General features: G+C 71.8%; 17 protein-coding genes and 1 pseudogene. 9 read left to right on the top strand and 9 right to left on the bottom strand.

Going from position 1 to position 20,077, the window contains the following annotated elements; all coding sequences use genetic code 11:
* Positions 1-40: 40 nt before the first annotated feature.
* The 3 genes from QC283_RS04035 to QC283_RS04025 all read left to right on the top strand — a co-directional run bounded on the left by QC283_RS04035 (position 41) and on the right by QC283_RS04025 (position 3,704).
* Entirely contained in the window at positions 41-2,164 is a 2,124-nt protein-coding gene (locus QC283_RS04035; RefSeq protein ID WP_279559928.1) for a trypsin-like peptidase domain-containing protein, read from the top strand.
* 148 nt (positions 2,165-2,312) lie between these two features.
* Positions 2,313-2,762: a sec-independent translocase gene (locus QC283_RS04030; RefSeq protein WP_279559927.1), complete on the top strand. Its 450-nt coding sequence runs from the start codon at positions 2,313-2,315 to the stop codon at positions 2,760-2,762.
* Between the two features lie 270 nt (positions 2,763-3,032).
* Positions 3,033-3,704: a hypothetical protein gene (locus QC283_RS04025; RefSeq protein ID WP_279559926.1), complete on the top strand. Its 672-nt coding sequence runs from the start codon at positions 3,033-3,035 to the stop codon at positions 3,702-3,704.
* Positions 3,705-3,825: 121 nt separating this feature from the next.
* On the opposite strand, the gene QC283_RS04020 is transcribed toward QC283_RS04025, so the two are convergent.
* Genes QC283_RS04020 through QC283_RS04010 form a run of 3 tightly spaced genes read right to left on the bottom strand, consistent with a single transcriptional unit; the run spans position 3,826 to position 6,885 of the window.
* Positions 3,826-4,959, bottom strand: a complete 1,134-nt coding sequence (locus QC283_RS04020; protein WP_279559925.1) for an Mrp/NBP35 family ATP-binding protein — start codon at positions 4,957-4,959, stop codon at positions 3,826-3,828.
* Positions 4,960-5,003: 44 nt separating this feature from the next.
* The gene (locus QC283_RS04015; RefSeq protein WP_279559924.1) at positions 5,004-5,603 is read right to left on the bottom strand and encodes a DUF1003 domain-containing protein; all 600 of its coding nucleotides are present in this window, start codon (positions 5,601-5,603) and stop codon (positions 5,004-5,006) included.
* Positions 5,593-6,885: a magnesium transporter MgtE N-terminal domain-containing protein gene (locus QC283_RS04010; protein ID WP_279559923.1), complete on the bottom strand. Its 1,293-nt coding sequence runs from the start codon at positions 6,883-6,885 to the stop codon at positions 5,593-5,595. The genes QC283_RS04015 and QC283_RS04010 overlap by 11 nt, the downstream gene beginning before the upstream one ends.
* 284 nt (positions 6,886-7,169) lie before the next feature.
* Between QC283_RS04010 and QC283_RS04005 the strand changes: the two genes are divergently transcribed.
* On the top strand, positions 7,170-7,907 hold the full coding sequence (locus tag QC283_RS04005; RefSeq protein ID WP_279559922.1) for a hypothetical protein: 738 nt from the start codon (positions 7,170-7,172) through the stop codon (positions 7,905-7,907).
* A gap of 6 nt (positions 7,908-7,913) precedes the next feature.
* Here QC283_RS04005 and QC283_RS04000 read toward each other — a convergent pair whose 3' ends face one another.
* A complete protein-coding gene (locus QC283_RS04000) occupies positions 7,914-8,429 on the bottom strand; it encodes a hypothetical protein (RefSeq protein WP_279559921.1) in 516 nt (171 codons plus the stop codon).
* Positions 8,430-8,462: 33 nt separating this feature from the next.
* Entirely contained in the window at positions 8,463-9,578 is a 1,116-nt protein-coding gene (locus tag QC283_RS03995) for a magnesium and cobalt transport protein CorA (RefSeq protein ID WP_279559920.1), read from the bottom strand.
* A gap of 568 nt (positions 9,579-10,146) precedes the next feature.
* Between QC283_RS03995 and QC283_RS03990 the strand changes: the two genes are divergently transcribed.
* Positions 10,147-10,743, top strand: a complete 597-nt coding sequence (locus tag QC283_RS03990) for a suppressor of fused domain protein (protein WP_279559919.1) — start codon at positions 10,147-10,149, stop codon at positions 10,741-10,743.
* Positions 10,744-10,826: 83 nt separating this feature from the next.
* Here QC283_RS03990 and QC283_RS03985 read toward each other — a convergent pair.
* A pseudogene (locus QC283_RS03985) lies at positions 10,827-12,049 on the bottom strand (MFS transporter).
* A gap of 166 nt (positions 12,050-12,215) precedes the next feature.
* Here QC283_RS03985 and QC283_RS03980 point away from each other — a divergent pair.
* From QC283_RS03980 to QC283_RS03970, 3 genes are all read left to right on the top strand, one after another.
* Positions 12,216-12,857 (top strand): DUF6758 family protein, encoded by a 642-nt coding sequence (locus QC283_RS03980; RefSeq protein WP_279559918.1) that lies wholly within the window; start codon positions 12,216-12,218, stop codon positions 12,855-12,857.
* Positions 12,858-13,087: 230 nt separating this feature from the next.
* Positions 13,088-13,945 carry a PHP domain-containing protein gene (locus QC283_RS03975; RefSeq protein WP_279559917.1) on the top strand — a complete coding sequence of 286 codons (858 nt, stop codon included), beginning with the start codon at positions 13,088-13,090 and terminating at the stop codon, positions 13,943-13,945.
* A gap of 58 nt (positions 13,946-14,003) precedes the next feature.
* Positions 14,004-14,609, top strand: coding sequence for a MarC family protein (locus tag QC283_RS03970; protein WP_279559916.1), 606 nt, complete (start codon positions 14,004-14,006; stop codon positions 14,607-14,609).
* A 188-nt stretch (positions 14,610-14,797) separates the two neighbouring features.
* Here QC283_RS03970 and QC283_RS03965 read toward each other — a convergent pair whose 3' ends face one another.
* Entirely contained in the window at positions 14,798-14,950 is a 153-nt protein-coding gene (locus tag QC283_RS03965) for a hypothetical protein (RefSeq protein WP_007444413.1), read from the bottom strand.
* 260 nt (positions 14,951-15,210) lie between these two features.
* Here QC283_RS03965 and QC283_RS03960 point away from each other — a divergent pair, with 260 nt between their 5' ends.
* Positions 15,211-16,116 carry an NYN domain-containing protein gene (locus QC283_RS03960; RefSeq protein WP_279560385.1) on the top strand — a complete coding sequence of 302 codons (906 nt, stop codon included), beginning with the start codon at positions 15,211-15,213 and terminating at the stop codon, positions 16,114-16,116.
* 44 nt (positions 16,117-16,160) lie between these two features.
* Here QC283_RS03960 and QC283_RS03955 read toward each other — a convergent pair whose 3' ends face one another.
* The gene (locus QC283_RS03955; protein WP_279559915.1) at positions 16,161-17,057 is read right to left on the bottom strand and encodes an alpha/beta fold hydrolase; all 897 of its coding nucleotides are present in this window, start codon (positions 17,055-17,057) and stop codon (positions 16,161-16,163) included.
* Positions 17,058-17,183: 126 nt separating this feature from the next.
* Positions 17,184-19,889 carry a DEAD/DEAH box helicase gene (locus QC283_RS03950; RefSeq protein ID WP_279559914.1) on the bottom strand — a complete coding sequence of 902 codons (2,706 nt, stop codon included), beginning with the start codon at positions 19,887-19,889 and terminating at the stop codon, positions 17,184-17,186.
* Positions 19,890-20,077 lie beyond the last annotated feature (188 nt).

The following is a 20,077-nucleotide window of genomic DNA, read 5'->3' as shown; positions in this document are numbered from 1 at the left end:
CCTTGGAGCCGACGAGCTGCGGCCAGCTGCGGGGGAGAACATGAACGAGGGGAAGCCCACGAAGGCGAAGTGGTGGAGTCGTCCCCGTTCGCCCGAAGACACGACCGACGGCGACTTCGAACTGGAACGCCCCCGCACGGCCACCGACGTCGTGGCCGACGGGGATGACGGGGGCGATTTCGAGCTGGAACGCCCGGCGGCGGTCCGCGTGGCCGACGAAGGGGACTACGAGCTGGACCGGCCGGCGTCCGAGACGGACCGGCCCACGGACGGCGGCGGAACCGCGTACCCCGGCGAGCCCGCGGGCGGGGCCGCCGATGCCGTTCCCTACGCGGGCGCGGGTACCGGTGCGGGCCCGTACGCGGACGCCGCTCCGGACACGGGCGTGGGCACCGATGCGGGTCTCCAGGCCGGCGTGGGCACCGATGCGGGCTTTCAGGCGGCTGTGGGCGCGGACCCGGGCCCGCACGCGGGCACGGGTATCGACGCGGGGCCGGACGCGGGCGTGGGCGCCGACAGGCACGGCACCGATGCCGACGCCGCCTTGGCCACGGCGCCCGTCGCCGAGCGCGGCAAGCCGCTGCACGACCCCGACCCGTACAGCACGCCCCCGTACGGCGAGCCGGGACCCTGGGCTCCCGCTCCGCCGGTGCAGCATCCGACGGCGACACCGGCGCACGGCACGGTCGCGCCGGGTGCGCCTTCCGCCCCCAGTGCGCCCGTGGTGCCCGAAGTGCCCGTGGTGCCCGTGGTGCCGTCGCAGGCTCCGCCGCCGGGTGCGGTGCCCGACCCGGCGTTGGCGGACGCCCCGCCTCCCGCCCCGCCGGCACACGCCACCACGGCAGCGGCGGCACCTCCCGGCCCGCCGATCACGCCGATCACGCCGATGACACCGGCGGCTCCCGCGTCGCAGGCGTCGGCGTCCCCCGATCCGGGCAGTGCCGGACCGGGCGCCGACCCCTGGGGGCGCTACGACCCCTGGGCCGCCGCGGCCCACGCCGCACCTCTCCACCACAGCGGCGCGGTCGCGCCGACGCCGGTGCGGCGACGTAGGCGGGCCAGGACGGCGGCGGTCGGCGGTGCGGTGCTGATCGCCCTGGTCTCCGGCGGCGTCGGCGGCGCCATGGGCACGTATCTGGAGCGCAACGGCGGCGTGGGCACGGTCGAGCTGCCGCAGGCCGGGAAGGAGGCGGCGGAGCGGGCGCCGGACAGCGTCGCCGGGATCGCCGCCCGGGCCCTGCCGAGCGTGGTGACCCTGCACGTGAGCGGCGGCGACGCCGCGGGTACCGGCACCGGCTTCGTACTCGACGACCGCGGCCACATCCTGACCAACAACCACGTCGTGGAGCCCGCCGGATCCGGCGGCGAGATAACCGTGACCTTCAACAGCGGCGACACCGCCGAGGCCACGCTCGTCGGCCGCGACAGCGGGTACGACCTCGCCGTGGTGAAGGTGAAGGGCGTCAGCGGTCTCACCCCCCTGCCTCTCGGCAACTCCGAGAACGTCCTGGTCGGCGACCCCGTCGTCGCCATCGGCGCCCCCTTCGACCTGGCGGGCACGGTCACCTCCGGCATCATCAGCGCCAAGGAGCGGCCCATCACGGCGGGCGGCGAGGAGGGCGACGGCAGCGACGTCTCGTACGTCGACGCGCTGCAGACCGACGCGCCGATCAACCCCGGCAACTCCGGCGGTCCCCTCCTGGACGCCCAGGGCCGGGCCATCGGCATCAACTCCGCCATCCGGTCCGCCGGCAGCGGCGGCACCGAGTCGGACGGCGGCCAGGCCGGCTCCATAGGGCTCGGCTTCGCCATCCCCATCAACCAGGGCAAGCGTGTCGCCGAGGAACTGATCAACACGGGCAAGGCCACCCACCCGGTCATCGGCATCACCCTCGACATGAACTACGCCGGCGACGGCGCCCGCGTCGGCGCCGAGGGCAGCGACGGGGGGCCCGCGGTCACCACGGGCGGCCCCGGCGCCGAGGCCGGCATCAAGCCGGGGGACGTGATCACCGCGGTGGACGGACAGCGCGTGCACTCCGGCGAGGAACTCATCGTCAAGACCCGCGCCCACCGCCCCGGCGACCGTCTGGAGCTGACGCTGGAGCGCGACGGCAAGGAGACGACCGTCTCACTGGTACTCGGCTCCTCCGACGGAGGCTGACCGGGCCGCGCAGGCCCGACAAGGGGCCAGGAAGGCAAACAATTCGGAAAGCGCCCGCATACACGCACTCGGGGCTCACGGGACGGTACCGGTCGGACGGGATCGGCGGGTACCGTGGTGGCGGCCCGGACATCCCAAGGAGCTTCAGGTGTTCAATGACATAGGCGCACTAGAGCTGGTGACGCTCGTCGTCCTCGCCGTGCTCGTCTTCGGTCCGGACAAGCTCCCCAAGGTCATCCAGGACGTGACGCGCACCATCCGGAAGATCCGCGAGTTCTCCGACAGCGCCAAGCAGGACATCCGGCAGGAGCTGGGCCCCGAGTTCAAGGACTTCGAGTTCGAGGACCTCAACCCCAAGACGTTCATCCGCAAGCAGTTGGACAACGACGAGCTGGGGCTCAAGGAGATCCGCAACGGCTTCGACCTGAAGAAGGAGATGGCCGAGGTCACCGACGCGGTCCACGGCCGAGAGTCGGAGTCGTCGTCCGATCCCTCGTCCTCCTCCGGTTCCTCCGCCGGCGGACGGATCGACATGACCAAGAAGCCCGAGACTCCCGCCCTGGACGAGCGCCCGCCGTTCGACGCGGACGCCACCTGAGCGTCGGCGGACGCCACCTGAACCCGGCCCCACGCGCCGCCGCCGCACGCCAGGAGAGCCGACGCCCTCACGTCACGTGACGCGTCTCACACTCCGGACGGGGCGTACAGGGCCCGAAGGCGACGCCCGCGCGACCCACGCGCCCGGCGGTTTCCCGGCTGCCGCCTGTGGTGTGGCTATGCTGCCCGAGTTGTTGTGCGGACCGGACGAGTGCGCCCGAAGGGGGGCGGGCCGTTCCGTTCCGACGAGAGCGAGGAGGCGTCCGGGTACATGGAGACGACAAGTGGCGCGGTCGCGCAGGCGCCGGCCGCGGAGGACGGACAACAGGTCCCCTCCGCCCGGCGCGTGGTCGACGGCTACCTGAGCGCGCCCTTCCCTTGGTACGGCCTCGACGAGGCCTTCACGGGGCGGCGCTGGCTGATGCAGGTCGGTACGGCGGCCGACGGGGCCGTGGAGCACGGCTCGATCGGGCACGGTGACGAACCGTCCGTGCGCAACGAGCACGTGGCGGGCGACGAGCAGGACGCCAAGGAGAAGTTCGCGGTCGTCGTGACCGTCGCGGCCAACCCCGACCGGCGCAGCGCCGACGGCACGGGTCTGCTGGAGGCCACCTCGGTCTCCTCGGCCGCCTGGCTGGCCGGTGTGGGGCTGCTGTCCTTCACCTGGCCCGGCCAGATGGACCACTCGCTGCGCGACGACTGGCTGGAGCAGCAGACGGAGACCGCGTGGGTCCTCGCGGACGACCTCGACGGCGAGGACTGGACCACGCTGTCCCTGCCCGTGGACGGGGTGGCGACGCCCTTCCACTACCGGGAGTCCGAGTTCGGCTGGGTGCTCGCCGGTTCCACCGAGCAGGGCGTCCACCTGGGGGCCTACGGCAGGGGTCTGAGCGCCTACGGGCTGGCCTTCTCCGTGGTCAAGGACATCGCCGCGTACGCCTGACAGGCAGGCAGGCACGCGTACGACTGCCCGCAGGTGTACGACGAGGGGCGCCGTCCCGGCGGACAGCGCCCCCAGTCCCGTACGGGCAAGGCCAGTCCCGTACGGGCAAGGCCGGAGTACGTCAGAACTTGTTCTTCGGCGTGATCCCCAGCGACAGCCCCGAAAGGCCCCGCTGGCGCCCGCCCAGCTTCCCCGCGATGGAGCGCAGTGCCGCGCCCGCCGGGGAGTCCGGGTCGGACAGGACGACGGGCTTGCCCTCGTCGCCGCCCTCGCGCAGGCGGACGTCGATCGGGATGGAGCCGAGGACCGGGACCGACGCGCCCGTGGTGCGGGTCAGGCCGTCGGCGACCGACTGGCCGCCCCCGGTGCCGAAGACGTCGACCATCTCACCGCAGTGCGGGCAGGGCAGGCCGGACATGTTCTCGACCACGCCGACGATCTTCTGGTGGGTCTGGACGGCGATCGCACCCGCCCGCTCGGCCACCTCGGCGGCGGCCTGCTGAGGGGTCGTGACGACCAGGATCTCGGCGTTCGGGACGAGCTGCGCGACGGAGATCGCGATGTCGCCGGTGCCGGGCGGCAGGTCGAGCAGCAGGACGTCCAGGTCCCCCCAGTACACGTCCGCCAGGAACTGCTGGAGCGCGCGGTGCAGCATCGGTCCGCGCCAGACGACCGGCGCGTTGCCCGGGGTGAACATGCCGATGGAGATGACCTTCACGCCGTTGGCCGAAGGCGGCATGATCATGTTCTCGACCTGGGTGGGCCGCCCGTCGGCGCCCAGCATGCGCGGCACGGAGTGGCCGTAGATGTCGGCGTCGACGACACCGACCTTCAGGCCGTCCGCCGCCATCGACGCCGCCAGGTTCACCGTCACCGAGGACTTGCCGACGCCGCCCTTGCCGGAGGCGACCGCGTACACCCGGGTCAGACTGCCGGGCTTGGCGAAGGGCACCTCGCGCTCGGTCTGGCCGCCGCGCAACGCGTTCGCCAGCTCCTTGCGCTGCTCGTCGCTCATCACGTCCAGCTCGACGTCGACGCGCGTGACACCCTCCACCCGCGACACCGCGTCCGTCACGCGCTGCGTGATGGTGTCCCGCATGGGGCAGCCGGAGACCGTCAGGTACACGGCGACCGCGACCGCTCCGTCCGCACCGATCTCCACCGACTTGACCATCCCCAGCTCGGTGATGGGCCGGTTGATCTCGGGGTCGTTCACCGTCGCCAGTGCTTCACGCACCGCGTCTTCCGTAGCCATGGGGTCGATGGTACGGCGCCGCACACCGGACACGGAAAGCCCCGTCAGCGGTCGTGTACGTCACGCCCTCCGGACCGGTCTGCCGGGAATACCCCGCGATCGGGGTGGTGGCCGTCGTGCCGCTCCTCCAGGTCCTTGATCACGTCCTGCAGTTCGGAGCGGATCCAGTCCCGCGTCGCGACCTCGCCCAGGCCGATGCGCAGGGCGGCGATCTCCCGGGTCAGGTACTCGGTGTCGGCGATCGACCGCTCGTTCTGCTTGCGGTCCTGCTCGAGATTGACCCGGTCCCGGTCGTCCTGCCGGTTCTGCGCGAGCAGGATCAGCGGGGCGGCGTAGGAGGCCTGCAGCGACAGCATCAGCGTCAGGAAGATGAACGGGTACTCGTCGAAGCGCAGGCTGCTCGGCGCGGACACGTTCCACACCACCCAGAGGATGATGACGACGGTCATCCAGACGATGAACCGTCCGGTGCCCAGGAAGCGGGCGACGCGCTCCGACAGCCGGCCGAAGGACTCCGGGTCCCACTCGGGCAGGAACCGGCGCCGCGGCGGGCGCGGCTGGTCCAGGCGGGCCCGGGCACGGGAGGCCGCCGTGGCTCCCGAGGCGGCCCGCTCACGGGTCGTCGTCTCGCGCTCAGGCACCATCGGCGCTCACCTCCTCCGCCGTCTCCTCGAGGTGGTACTCGGTCTCCCGCCAGTCGTCGGGCAGCATGTGATCCAGTACGTCGTCCACGGTGATGGCACCCAGCAGTGATCCGGAATCGTCGACGACCGGCGCCGCGACCATGTCGTACGTGGCGAAGAACCCGGCGACCACGGGCAGCGCGGCGTCCGGATCCAGGGGTCGCAGGTCGTCGTCGATGATCGAGCCGACCAGCGTGTACGGGGGGTCGCGCAGTAGGCGCTGGAAGTGGACCGTGCCCAGGTACTTCCCGGTCGGGGTCTCCTCGGGCGGCCGGCAGACGTAGACCTGCGCGGCGTGCGCGGGGGACAGGTCGGGGTTGCGGATGCGGGCCAGGGCGTCCGCGACGGTCGCGTCGGGCCGCAGCACGATCGGCTCGGTCGTCATCAGACCGCCGGCCGTGTGCTCCTCGTACGCCATCAGGCGCCGCATGTCGGCCGCGTCGTCGGGCTGCATCAGGCTCAGCAGCCGTTCCTTGTCCTCCTCGGGCAGCTCGCCGAGCAGGTCGGCGGCGTCGTCGGGGTCCATGGCCTCCAGCACGTCCGCGGCGCGCTCCTCCTTGAGCTTGCCGAGGATCTCGATCTGGTCGTCCTCCGGCAGCTCCTCCAGTACGTCGGCCAGGCGGTCGTCGTCGAGGGCGGCGGCGACCTCGGCGCGGCGCTTGGCGGACAGATGGTGCAGGACGTTGGCGAGGTCGGCGGGGCGCAGCTGCTCGAAGGTGGCGAGGAGGTTCTCGGCGCCCTGCCCCTGCTCCTCCACGGAGAAGCCGGTGACGCCGGACCACTCGACGGTCAGCGTCTCGCCCTTGTTGCGGCGGAAGGCGCCGCCCTTCTTCCCCTTGCGGACGAAGACCTTGTCGATCTCCCAGTCCCGGCGGGCGGGCAGCTGCTGCACCGACAGGTCCAGGACGGTGACCTCCTCGCCGGTCTCGGTGAGGGTGACCCGCCGGTCGAGCAGCTCGCCGAAGACGAGGCGTTCGGTGGGCCGCTGCTCGAAGCGCCGGACGTTGAGCACGCCGGTGGTGATGACCTGGCCGGACTCGACGCCGGTGACCCGGGTCATGGGCAGGAAGATACGGCGGCGGGTGGTGAGTTCGACGACGAGACCGAGTACGCGCGGCGGCTTGCGGGCGACGCGGAGCATGACGACCAGATCGCGTACCCGTCCCACCTGGTCGCCGGTCGGGTCGAAGACGGCGATGCCGGAGAGGTGGGAGACGAAGATCCGGGGGGCGCCCGCTGCCATGGCCGCGGCTCCTTTTCGTATGCGTGCGTCGGACTGCGTGAGAACTGATTCGTACGGTGTCTCTTTTCCGAATTGCCCGCTCGGACGGGCTTCAGGCTAGCCCGTCCCGAAGAGCTCCGCCCTGGTGGGCGGTCCGGACGGACTGGCTCCGTTCGCCGTTCAGGGCCCCGGTACGCTGCGGTACGCCGCTTGGACCGCCGCCGGCCCCTCGTCGGCTCCTTGTCAGCTGCGTGCCAACTCCCTGGCAGCCACTGTCAGTCCCTGTCAGAAAGGCAGTCCCACCTGTGTCTGTGACTCCCCGGCGCCGAATCCGCAGGGCCGCTCTGATGGGCGCGGTGTGCGCCTTGGCGGTGACGGGAGCGGGGCTGACGGGATGCAGTGGTGAGGACCCCGACGCGGGCACCAACGGCGTCGGGAAGCTCCCGGCCGACAAGATCCACGCCAAGACCCGCGCGGTCGCCGAGTCCGCCCGGGCGGTACGGCTGCACGGGACCGTGGCCGCCGGCGGGAGCACCTACACCCTCGACATGCGGCTGAAGCCCGACGGAGGCACCGGTTCGGTCGCCGCCGAGGGGACGACGTTCGGGCTGCTGCGCGTCGGCGAGCATCTCTTCCTCAAGGCCGACGCCGGGTTCTGGAGCCACGACGGCGGTGACGCGGCGGCTGCCGAGAAGCTGGCCGGCAAGTACGTCAAGGTGCCGCAGAGCGACCCCGTGTACAAGAAGTTCAGCGGCTTCACGGACAAGGACGACCTCCTCGGCGGCGTGCTGAGCCTGCACGGCGAGGTGGAGACGGACGGCCGCCACGAGCAGGCGGGCGTGCGCACCGTCCGGATCACCGGCGGGGAGGGCTCCGGCGGCTCGCTGGACGTCTCCCTGGAGGGCACGCCGTACCCGCTGCGACTGGTGCGGGCGGGCAGCGGGGGCACGCTCAGCTTCTCGGACTGGAACAAGGACTTCGCGCTCAGGGAGCCGGCGAAGGACGACACCCTGGACTACGGCAAGCAGCTGCCGACGTCCTAGAAGGCGCTACCGGCGCCTCTTCCGGCGCTTCAGCAGCAGGCGCGGCAGCCCCGCCGGGGCCGGTTCGCGCGTCGTCGCCGGGCTCGGCAGCGGTGCCTCGGCCAGCGAACCGTCGGGCAGCGGCGCCGTCGCCCCCGTCGGCTCCAGGCGCAGCACCCGGCACTCACGGGCCCAGCGGTCCGTCATCGCCTCGCCGTCCGGGGCGTTCAGGCGCTTGCCCTTGAGATCGGCGACCGCGGCCTGCCAGGCCTCCGAGCCGGACGGCAGCTCCACCACCCGGGCGGTCCAGGAGACCAGCCGGCCCCCCTTGTCCTTGCTGCGCACCGTCACCTCGGCCGCGGCCCCGTCGGCCAGCCCCGGCAGCGGCTGCTCGCCGGGACCGTCGCCGATGACACAGGCCGCGCCCTCGTGCCAGACGTGCCACAGCGCACGGGCGGGCAGCCCCGGCCCCCGGACCCAGATGAGGCCGGACTTCTTCGTGGCCTCCTCGACGAGGGCCTGGTCGAGCAGCTCGCTTGTCATGCGGCCAGCCTAGCGATGCCGGCCGGATGCCGGTCAGAGCCAGCCGTTGCGCTTGAGCGTGCGGTGGATGCCCAGACAGAGGCCGACCGTGATCGACAGGACCAGCGGGTAGCCGAACTTCCAGTGCGTCTCGGGCATGTAGTCGAAGTTCATGCCGTACACCCCGCACACCATCGTCGGTACGGCGATGATCGCCGCCCATGAGGTGATCTTGCGCATGTCCTCGTTCTGCGCGACGGAGGCCTGCGCGAGGTTGGCCTGGAGGATGGAGTTCAGCAGCTCGTCGAAGCCGACGACCTGCTCCTGCACCCGCGCCACGTGGTCGGCGACGTCCCGGAAGTACTTCTGGATCTCCGGGTCGATCAGCCGCATCGGCCGCTCGCTGAGCAGCTGCATGGGGCGCAGCAGCGGCGACACCGCCCGCTTGAACTCCAGCACCTCGCGCTTGAGTTGGTAGATCCGGCCGGCGTCCGTGCCGCGCGGCGTCCCCTTGCGGCCCGGCGAGAACACCTCCGTCTCGACCTCGTCGATGTCGTCCTGCACCGCGTCGGCGACCGCGATGTAGCCGTCGACGACGTGGTCGGCGATGGCGTGCAGCACCGCCGAGGGGCCCTTGACCAGCAACTCGGGGTCCGCCTGCAGCCGGTGCCGCAGCGCGCGCAGCGAGCCCTGTCCGCCGTGCCGGACGGTGATGAAGAAGTCCCGCCCGGTGAAGCACATGACCTCGCCGGTCTCGACGACCTCGCTGCTGGCGGTGAGTTCGTCGTGGTCGACGTAGTGGATGGTCTTGAAGACCGTGAACAGGGAGTCGTCGTAGCGCTCCAGCTTGGGCCGCTGGTGGGCCTGGACGGCGTCCTCCACGGCCAGCGGGTGCAGCCCGAACTCCCGGGCGATACCGGCGAATTCGTCCTCGGTGGGCTCGTGCAGACCGATCCACACGAATCCGCCGTCGCGGCGCACCTGGCGCATCGCCCGGTGCGGGCTCAGTGGCGTCTCCGTCTCCACGCGCGTGCCGTCCCGGTAGACGGCGCAGTCGACGACGGCGGAGGCGGTCGCCGGGTCGCGGGTGGTGTCGTAGGCGCCGCTGTCCTTGCGCAGAGAGACGCGGGACGGGCGGACCGCGGCGCGCAGGTCACGGATCATCGACATGGCAGGCTCCTTCGCGACGGGCGGCGAACGGCGCCGGTGACGGGTGGCACAACCCGGAATGAGGACGTCCTGAGTACGTGTGTCCGCACGTCCACAAAGCGGGGAGCACCGCACCGTCGCGGTGGCCGGCTTCGCTGCTGATTCAGCTGGTGGTTCAGCCGCTGATACGGATCGATGAATCGATAAATCGACGGAAACGACGGAATCGACGAACCGATGGACCGGATCAGGCAGAACGAGACGAAGTGCTCTTCCGCGTGAAGGTGCGCGGGTGATGGGAGGCGGCAGGGGCGAGAAGCCGAAGCAGCCGCATCAGCGGCCGGAAGAGCGGGTGGTACTGCACGGTCGACTTCGGTCCATGCCAGCCCCACCTCCTCCGGCCGGTCCCTCGTGAGGGACGATCCATTCCCTCTGTTTAGAGGGCTTCCCCGTAGGGGAGTCTTCAAGGCGTCGGGGTCTTGATCGCGATGCTTCTGCATGCTGCCCCGAAACCGCTGGCCCAGAGTACCAGTCGCCCACGTGTCAAGGCGCCGCTTTGCCACGTCCCGACGAGTTCTATGCTCGCCGCATGGCTGATGTTCTTCCTCTGGTCGAGGCCCGGTTGCGCAGCGCGCTGGGCGAGCCGGACGCGCGCGCGGCGGTCACCTTCCTCGGCACCGACCGTATCGAGGTGCTGCGCTTCCCCGCCGGGGGCCAGGGGGGCGACATCGTCCGCTACGCCACCCTCGGCATGGCGGCGCAGCCCATGGCGGACCCCACGGCCGTGCTCGCCGACCCCGTCCAGGGCCCTCGTGCCGAGCTGGTCCTCTCCGTCCGGGCCGGTCTCGCCGACACCGACAAGGTGCTCCGCCCACTCGCCGTGCTGGCCGCGTCCCCGCAGGTCGAGGGTGTGGTCGTGGCGCCCGGCGCTTCCCTGGACGTGGGCGAGGCGCTGTGGCCCGGGGCGCCGTTCACGTCGGTCCTGGTGGCCGAGCCGGGCGGCCTGGTCGAGGACCTCGAGCTGGACGCCCCGCTGGACCCCGTACGGTTCCTGCCGCTGCTGCCGATGACCGCGAACGAGGCCGCCTGGAAGCGGGTGCACGGCGCGGAGGCCCTTCAGGAGCGCTGGCTGACGCACGGCACGGACCTGCGCGATCCGGCGCGCAGGTCCGTCCCGCTGGAGTGACGGGACTCACTGAAATCCGGGGTAGGGCCGGTCGGTTGGGCCTTCAGCGGGTCCTCGCCGTGAGTGGGCAGCCGGCCGCGTCGTCAGTCGGCGAAGACCGTGACCCCGTCCTCGGTGGCGTGCTTCGGCTCCAGTTCCTCCGCGACGTGCGTGAGCGCGCGGCGCCGTACGGCGACCACGACCGCGCCCAGCACGGCGGTGACCGCCGCGACGACGAAGGGCATGTGGATGTCGCTCCACTCCTCGATCTTCGGTGCGAAGAAGGGAGCGGCCGCCGCCGCGAACCAGCGCACGAAGTTGTAGCCCGCGCTCGCCACCGGACGCGGCGCGTCCGACACCCCGAGGGCCAGCTCGGTGTAGACGGTGTTGTTCACGCCGATGAACGCGCCGGACAGGATCGTGCAGACGATCGCGGCGGTGTGGTTGCCGTAACCGAGGACCAGCACGTCGGCCGCCAGCAGCACCAGCGAGCCGCCGAGCACCTTGAGCGAGCCGAACCGCTTCTGCATGCGCGGCGCCACGAGGACCGAGAAGACGGCGAGCAGCACACCCCAGGCGAAGAACACGGCACCCGACTTGTACGGCGTCATGTTCAGCACGAACGGCGTGAGGCCAGCACGGTGAAGAACGTGTAGTTGTAGAAGAACGCCGACACGGCGGCCGAGGCGAGGCCGCCGTGGCCCAGCGCCTTGAGCGGGTCCAGCAGCGACGTCTTGCGGGCCGGCTTCGGCTGCTCCTTCAGGAACACCGTGATGCACAGGAAGCCGATCGCCATCAGGAAGGCCGTGCCGAAGAACGGGTAGCGCCAGCTGGCGTCGCCGAGCACGGCGCCCAGCAGCGGGCCGCAGGCCATGCCGAGGCCGAGGGCGGACTCGTACAGCAGGATCGCCGCGGCGCTGCCGCCGGCCGCCGCTCCGACGATGACCGCGAGGGCCGTCGAGACGAACAGCGCGTTGCCGAGGCCCCAGCCGGCCCGGTAGCCGACGAGCTGGCCGACCGTGTCGGAGGTGCCCGCCAGGCCCGCGAAGACCACGACGAGGGCGAGGCCGAGCAGCAGCGTCTTGCGTCCGCCGACACGGCTGGAGACGAAGCCGGTGACCAGCATCGCGAGCGCGGTGATGAGGAAGTACGAGGTGAACAGGAGGGAGACCTGGCTGGCGCTCGCGTCCAGGCCCTTGGCTATGGACGGCAGGATCGGGTCGACGAGCCCGATGCCCATGAAGGCCACGACGGACGCGCCGGCGGTCGCCCACACGGCCTTGGGCTGTCGCAGGATGCCGCCCGTGCCCGCGTCGAAGGAATCCATGCTTGCTCCCATGCCGGAGAGGGGAATCGGATGGTTGGTGTATGCACACAGTAAGTTAGCGTGGCTAATTAATGCAAGTTACATCTAGTTTCCGCTGGTCAGTCACCCCGCCCGGATGGGTGATCGTCCTTGACGTGGGGGAGTGAGGGTAGGACCGTGGGGCCCTATGAGGGGCGAACCCAGTTGCCCGAAATGTGGTGGCCGGGTCAGGGCTCCCGGTCTCTTCGCCGATTCCTGGCAGTGCGACCTGCACGGCACGGTGCACCCGCTGCAGCCGGTGCTCCCGCCCAGCGTCGAGGCGCTCGGCGTCGTGGTGCACCGGACGCAGGTACCGGTGTGGATGCCGTGGCCGCTGCCGGTCGGCTGGCTGTTCACCGGCGTGGGCTGCGCGGGCGACGACCGCAGCGGCGGCCGGGCGACCGCCGTGGCCTGCTCCGGACCCGGCCCGCTCGGCGGCATCGGTGAGCTGATCCTGGTCGCCGAGGAGCTGGGCGTCGGCCTCGGGGCGCGGTACGCGGGCATCGACGCCCCGGACCCCGGGCCGTACATGAACGTCGAGAAGCCGCCCCAGGCGAAGGTCCTGGCCGCCGGCCGCCCGACCCCCCTCTGGCATGTCTCTGGAGCACCCGCCGACCGCGCCGTCTTCGCCGGGGAGGCCCTCGGTATGTGGCTGTGGGCCGTCGTGTGGCCCGAGCGTTCGGGCCTGCTGATGTACGAGGAACTGGTACTGACCGACCTGCGGGACGCGGGCGCCGAGGTGGATTTGGTGCCGTGCGGTGCGCTGTCGCCGCGGTTGATCCAGCCGTGAGGGCTGCGGGGCCTGGTGTGAGCAGGGGGTGCGGCGAAGGGCGTGGACGAGGAGTGCGGACGGGGAGTGCGGACGGGGAGTGGGGTCGGGGGTCTGGGGTGTGGTGGGGCTAGGGGGTGTGCAGCGGGGCGTAGGGGGCGCAGGGTCGCTGCGGGTGTGACAGTGGTGGGGGGAGTTCCGGTTATCCTTGAGCGTCCCCCTTCGTCCCGTCACCGCTTGGAGTCAGCGTCGTGCGTATCGATCTGCACACCCACTCCACCGCGTCCGACGGCACGGACACCCCGGCCCAGCTGGTGCGCAAGGCCGCCACGGCCGGGCTGGACGTCGTCGCGCTGACCGACCACGACACCACCCGCGGACACGCCGAGGCCATCGCCGCGCTCCCCGAGGGGCTCACCCTCGTCACCGGCGCCGAACTCTCCTGTCGCCTCGACGGTGTCAGCATGCACATGCTGGCCTACCTCTTCGACCCCGAGGAGCCCGCTCTGCTCGCCGAGCGCGAGCTGGTCCGGGACGACCGGGTGCCGCGGGCCCAGGCCATGGTCGCCAAGCTCAACGCGCTCGGCGTCCCCGTCACCTGGGAGCAGGTCGAGCGGATCGCCGGTGACGGCTCGGTCGGGCGGCCGCACGTGGCCTCCGCACTCGTGGAACTCGGCGTCGTGCCCACCGTGGGCGACGCCTTCACCCAGGACTGGCTGGCCGACGGCGGCCGGGCCTTCGTGGAGAAGCACGAGACCGACCCCTTCGAGGCGCTCCGGCTGATCAAGGGCGCGGGCGGAGTCGCCGTGTTCGCGCACCCGGCCGCCGTCAAGCGGGGCCGTACGGTGCCCGAGACCGCGATCGCCGAGCTGGCCGAAGCCGGGCTCGACGGCATCGAGGTCGACCACATGGACCACGACGCGGAGGCGCGGGCACGACTGCGCGGGACGGCGGGGGAGCTGGGGCTCCTGGTGACCGGCTCCAGCGACTACCACGGCAGCCGGAAGACCTGCGTACTCGGCGAGTACACGACGGACCCCGAGGTGTACGGGGAGATCACGCGGCGGGCGTTCGGGGCGTTCCCCGTGCCGGGGGCCGGCGGGATCTGAGCCCCGTCCCCGCGCGCCCGCCACCTTCCCCCTCTCCCGCAAGGCCAGTAACTCACCCATGTTCGACGTCGCCGTCTTCGGCTCTCTCTTCCTCACCCTTTTTGTCATCATGGATCCCCCGGGGATCACCCCGATCTTCCTCGCGCTGACCTCCGGCCGGCCCGCCAAGGTGCAGAAGCGGATGGCCTTCCAGGCCGTCTGCGTCGCCGGTGGCGTGATCACGGTGTTCGGTCTGCTCGGGCACCAGATCCTGGACTACCTGCATGTGTCCGTGCCCGCGCTGATGATCGCGGGCGGGCTGCTGCTCCTGCTGATCGCGCTCGACCTGCTCACCGGCAAGACCGACGAGCCGAAGCAGACCAAGGACGTCAACGTCGCGCTCGTACCGCTGGGCATGCCGCTGCTCGCCGGGCCCGGGGCGATCGTGTCGGTCATCCTGGCCGTGCAGAAGGCCGACAGCGCGACCACGCAGCTGTCGGTGTGGGCGGCGATCCTCGCGATCCACGTGGTGCTGTGGCTGGTGATGCGGTACTCGCTGCTGATCATCCGCGTCATCAAGGACGGCGGCGTGGTCCTGGTGACCCGCCTCGCCGGCATGATGCTCTCCGCGATCGCCGTGCAGCAGATCATCAACGGCGTCACGCAGGTGATCCAGGGCGCGTGAGCGTCGGCCGGCTCCGGGGCCCCGCCGGCCTGGCCCCGCTGGCCTGGCCCCGCTGGCCTGGCCCCGCCGACCTGACCCCGCCGACCTGAGGCGGCCCGGGCCCCGGGCCGGGCACGCACAGGGCGCCCGCACGGTGTTCCGTGCGGGCGCCCTGGATGTGTGCGCAGGTGATCTGCGGAGCTTCCGCGCTACAAGGCCGAGGTGTCGGCCGGGCGGATCCACAGGCGCTGCCCGATGGCGGCGGCCTGTTGAACGATGCGGTTCACGGAGGCGGCGTCCACGACGGTCGTGTCCACGGGGGTTCCGTCGACGTCGTCGAGTCGCATGACTTCAAAGCGCATGGCCTCTCCCTTGTTCTGGTCATCCTCCTGAGGAGAACTACTGGTGTGGCTCCTGGGTCGTCGGTGCCCGGGCTTCCGTAGGAGTCAACGGGCTGCATGCTGCAAACATTCCCTACGCTAAGGAAATTTTTCGAACTGCTAATTACTGACTGGTAAGCCGCCTGCTCCCAGGGGTGATGCGTGGCGCGGTGAGTGTGAGATGAGTGCTCGCCGCAAGACTGACCGGGACCGGTTGTGTTCGCAGCGTGACCGCCGGGACAATGGAGCCGATGAACGACGACCTCACGTCCCTGGACGCCCGTATCGATCGCACCAACGAGCTGCTGCAGCGCATGCTCGCCGAGGTGGCCAAGACACCCTCCACCCACGCGATCTTCGTGGACGCCGGGTACCTCTACGCGGCGGCGGGACGTCTGGTGGCCGGGACCGAGGACCGCCGGGCCTTCGACCTGGACGCGGAGGGGCTGATCGAGGCGCTCATCGACAAGGCGCGCACCATCTTCGCGGACAGCCGCCTGCTGCGCGTCTACTGGTACGACGGCGCCCGGCGCCGCATCCACACCGCCGAGCAGCAGTCCATCGCCGAACTGCCGGACGTGAAGGTCCGCCTGGGCAACCTCAACGCCAACAACCAGCAGAAGGGCGTCGACTCACTGATCCGCTCCGACCTGGAGTCCCTCGCCCGTCACCGTGCCATCAGCGACGCGGCCCTGCTCGGCGGCGACGAGGATCTGGTGTCGGCGGTCGAGGCCGCCCAGGGCTACGGGGCCCGCGTCCACCTGTGGGGCATCGAAGCCCCCGAGGGCCGCAACCAGGCCGACCCGCTGCTCTGGGAGGTCGACAGCCAGCGCACCTTCGACCTGGACTTCTTCAAGCCGTACGTCTCCCGGCGCACGGCTCACGCCTTCGACACGATGGGCGTGACCAGGCCGCCTCGCGAGGACGTCCGTTTCGTGGGCGCTCAGATCGCCGCGAAGTGGCTGGCGGCGCGAGGCCGTGAGGCGCTGGTCGAACTGCTCCCCGGCCATCCCTACCTCCCCGGCTCGGTGGACCAGGACCTGCTGGTGGAGGCCGAGGGGTTGCTGCAGTACTCGCTGCGTGGCCAGGCCGACCTGCGCCGGGCGCTGCGGGACGGCTTCTGGGAGCACTTGCAGGCGCAGTACTAGCCGGGGCGTGCGCGGCCGCTGTTCGGGGCGTGCGCGGCCGTTGGTCAGGGCGTGCGCGGCCGCCGTCGTGCGGGGGCGTCGTCCCAGAAGTCGGCGAGGGCGCGCGCGGTCGGCAGCGGCTGGTCGGTGTTGGGGGAGTGCTCTGCCCCGTCGATCACGGTCCGGCGGGCGTCCAGCCGTACGGCCATCTCGTCCAGGAGGGGTACGGGCCACGTGTCGTCGTAGGCGCCCGACAGCACGTGGAACGGCAGCGGCACGGCGGCGAGCTCGGCGACGCGGTCCGGCTCGGTGCACAACTGGCGCCCCGTGGCGAGGAGTTGCGCGGGCCGGGTGCCCAGCCAGCGGCTGCGCAGCCGTTCCGGGTCGTCAGGGCCGCGGCCGGATGCGGGGGCGCCGACTTCCTCGGGCGGTCCCATGGCCTGGATCACTCCCCAGACCTCGGCCATCGTCATGGTGTCGAGTGCGTCCCGAAGGAGCTTCACACGCTGCTGCTGGGAGACGGAGATCCGCGCCGGACCCGAGGACATCAGCGTGAGGGAGACGAAGGGGGCGTGGTCGAGCAGGACGGCGGCACGGGCGATCTGACCGCCGAGGGAGTGCCCGACGAGATGCACGCGGGTCCCGAGGGCGGCGACCTGCGCGAGCACGTCCCGGGCCAGCTCGGTCTGCGCGTAACCGGCTTCGTCGTGCTCGGGCCCGTCGGACTCGTACTGACCCCGCCCGTCCACGGCGACCGTACGGTACCCACGCGCCCCGAGCGGCTCGTGCAGCAGCGTGAAGTCCTCCTTGCTTCCCGTGAACCCGGGCAGCATCAGCACCGTCCCCTTCGCCTCGGCTCCACCGGCCACGGGCGAATCGACGACGGCGAACTCACCCCGCGCGGTACGCAGCCGGTAGGCGCGGGCGTCGGAGGGCGGGGTGAAGGCGGCGTTACTGCTCACGGGCAGAGGCTATCGGGCGGTGTGCGGGGAGGCCCGGGGAGACCGGGGAAGACGAGGGTGGGAACGCCGTCGGCCCGGTCCCGCGTGGGTGCGGGACCGGGCCGACGGTCGGGTGAACGGCGTGGATCAGCTTTCGCCGGTCTCCGCGGGCCGCGTGGCAGCCGTGGCCGCCTTGCGGGTGCGGCGCGCCTTCGGCTTCGCCTCGGCCGTGTCGGGGGCCTCGGAGGGTGCCTCGACCGCGGTTTCCGTCTTCGCGGCGGCCTTACGGGTCCGCCGCCGCGGTGCGGCCTCCGGCTCCTGCGAGGCCTGGGCCGGGATGCCGGCGGTGGCCTCGACGGGTTCGGCGGCTGCGGCCTTGCGGGTGCGTCGGCGCGGCTTGGTCTCCGTGCCTTCGGCGGTGTCGACGGGGGTGTCGACGGCGGTTTCGGCCTTGGTGGCGGCCTTCTTGCGGGTGCGTCGGGGCTTGGCCTCGGCGGCTTCCGCTGTCTGGACGGCCGTCTCGGCAGACCCGGTCGCCTCGACGGGTTCGGCGGCTGCGGCCTTGCGGGTGCGGCGGCGCGGCATGGCCTCCGTCGCCTCGGCGGTGTCGACGGCGGCTTCCGCCTTCGCCGCGACCGTCTTCCGGGTGCGGCGCGGCTTCGCCTCGACCGCCTCCGGCTCCTGCGAGGCCTGGGCCGGGATGCCGGCGGTGGCCTCGACGGGTTCGGCGGCTGCGGCCTTGCGGGTGCGTCGGCGCGGCTTGGTCTCCGTGCCTTCGGTGGCGCCTTCGGCGGTGTCGACGGCGGTTTCGGCCTTGGTGGCGGCCGCCTTGCGGGTGCGCCGGGGCTTGGCCTCGGCGGCTTCCGCTGTCTGGACGGCCGTCTCGGCAGCCCCGGTCGCCTCGACGGGTTCGGCGGCTGCGGCCTTGCGGGTGCGGCGGGGCTTCGCCTCAGGCGTGCCCGCGCTGTCCGCACTGTCCGCGGTGTCCGGCGTGGTCGCGGCCTTCTTGCGGGTGCGGCGCGGCTTCGTCTCCGTCACCTCGGACGCGGGCTCGGCCGCTCCCTCGGCCGTGTCGACCGCCGTCTCGGCGGCCGGGGCCGCCTTACGGGTGCGTCGGCGCGGCTTCTCCACAGGGGTCTCGGCCACCGGTGCCTCGAAGGCCACCGGTGCCTCGTCGGCCACCGGCTCGGTCACCACGGCGGTCTCCAGCGGAGCGGCCGACGCCTCCGCCGTCTTACGGGTGCGGCGGCGACGCGACTTCGCGGGGGTCTCCGCGGTCTCCGCGGTCGCCGCGACCTCCGCGCCTTCGGAGGCGGTGAGCGCGTTGTCCGCCGCCTGCTCCGCGGAGGCGTCGGTCGTCGCGGCCGTCACCGGCCGGCGCGACGCCTCTCCGCTGCGCGTACGGCGTCGGCGGCGCAGCGTGCGGGGGCCCTTGGCGGCGTCCGTGTCCACGTCGGCGGCGCTGTCCGCAGGGCCGGTCACGGCCTCGGGTGCGGTGGTCGCGGAGACGTCCGCGTCCACCGGTGCCCCGCCGCGCATCCGGCGACGGCGACGCGGCGTCGTACGGGACGAACGCTCGCGGTCGGCGGAACGGGACTCGTCCCGGCCACCCCGGCCACCACGGCCGTCCCGGTCGCCACGCGCGCGGCCACCACGGCCACCCGGCTCGCCCAGGTCCTCCAGCTCCTCCGCGTCGAGCCCGGCGCGTGTGCGCTCCGAGCGCGGCAGGACACCCTTGGTGCCCTCGGGGATGCCGAGGTCGGTGTACAGGTGCGGAGAGGTGGAGTACGTCTCCGGCGGGTCGCTGAAGCCCAGGTCCAGAGCCTTGTTGATGAGCTGCCAGCGCGGGATGTCGTCCCAGTCGACCAGCGTGATCGCCGTACCCTTGGCGCCCGCGCGGCCGGTGCGGCCGATGCGGTGCAGGTACGTCTTCTCCTCTTCCGGCGACTGGTAGTTGATGACGTGCGTCACGCCTTCGACGTCGATGCCGCGGGCGGCGACGTCGGTGCAGACGAGCACGTCCACCTTGCCGTTGCGGAAGGCGCGCAGGGCCTGCTCGCGGGCGCCCTGGCCGAGGTCGCCGTGGACCGCGCCGGAGGCGAAGCCGCGCTGCTTGAGCTGGTCGGCCAGGTCGGCCGCGGTGCGCTTGGTACGGCAGAAGACCATGACCAGTCCCCGGCCGTCGGCCTGCAGTATGCGCGCCACCATCTCGGGCTTGTCCATGTTGTGCGCGCGGTAGATGAACTGCTTCGTGTTCGCGACCGTCGCGCCCGCGTCGTCCGGCGAGGTGGCGCTGATGTGAGTGGGCTGCGACATGTAACGGCGGGCCAGCCCGATGACCGCACCCGGCATGGTGGCCGAGAACAGCATGGTCTGACGCCTGGCCGGCAGCATGTTGATGATCTTCTCGACGTCGGGCAGGAAGCCCAGGTCGAGCATCTCGTCGGCCTCGTCGAGGACCAGGCTCTTGATGTGCTTCAGGCTCAGCTTCTTCTGGCCCGCGAGGTCCAGCAGGCGGCCCGGGGTGCCGACGATCACGTCGACGCCCTTCTTCAGGGCCTCCACCTGGGGCTCGTAGGCCCGGCCGCCGTAGATCGCCAGGACGCGCACGTTGCGGACCTTGCCGGCGGTGAGCAGGTCGTTGGTGACCTGCTGGCACAGCTCGCGCGTCGGGACGACGACGAGGGCCTGCGGGGCGTCGGTCAGGGCTTCGGGGGCGGCGCGGCCCGCCTCGACGTCGGCGGGGACGGTGACGCGCTCGAGGAGCGGGAGGCCGAAGCCCAGCGTCTTGCCGGTGCCGGTCTTGGCCTGGCCGATGACGTCCTTGCCCGAAAGGGCTACGGGGAGCGTCATCTCCTGGATGGGGAAGGGATTGATGATGCCGACGGCTTCAAGGGCTTCGGCGGTCTCGGGGAGGATCCCGAGGGATCGAAACGTCGTAGTCAGGGTGCTGCCTCTTCTGTGTACGTGGTGCGAGGCGAGCGCGCGGGTCGTGCCGGACCGTGTCGGGGACGTCGGCTGCCTTACGGAATGAGCCGTAG

Origin of the sequence: Streptomyces sp. DH41, from assembly GCF_029813785.1 — a bacterium.
Lineage (GTDB): Bacteria > Actinomycetota > Actinomycetes > Streptomycetales > Streptomycetaceae > Streptomyces.
Note: the sequence above shows the minus strand (reverse complement) of the source record. Positions and strands in the feature narration are given on the sequence as shown.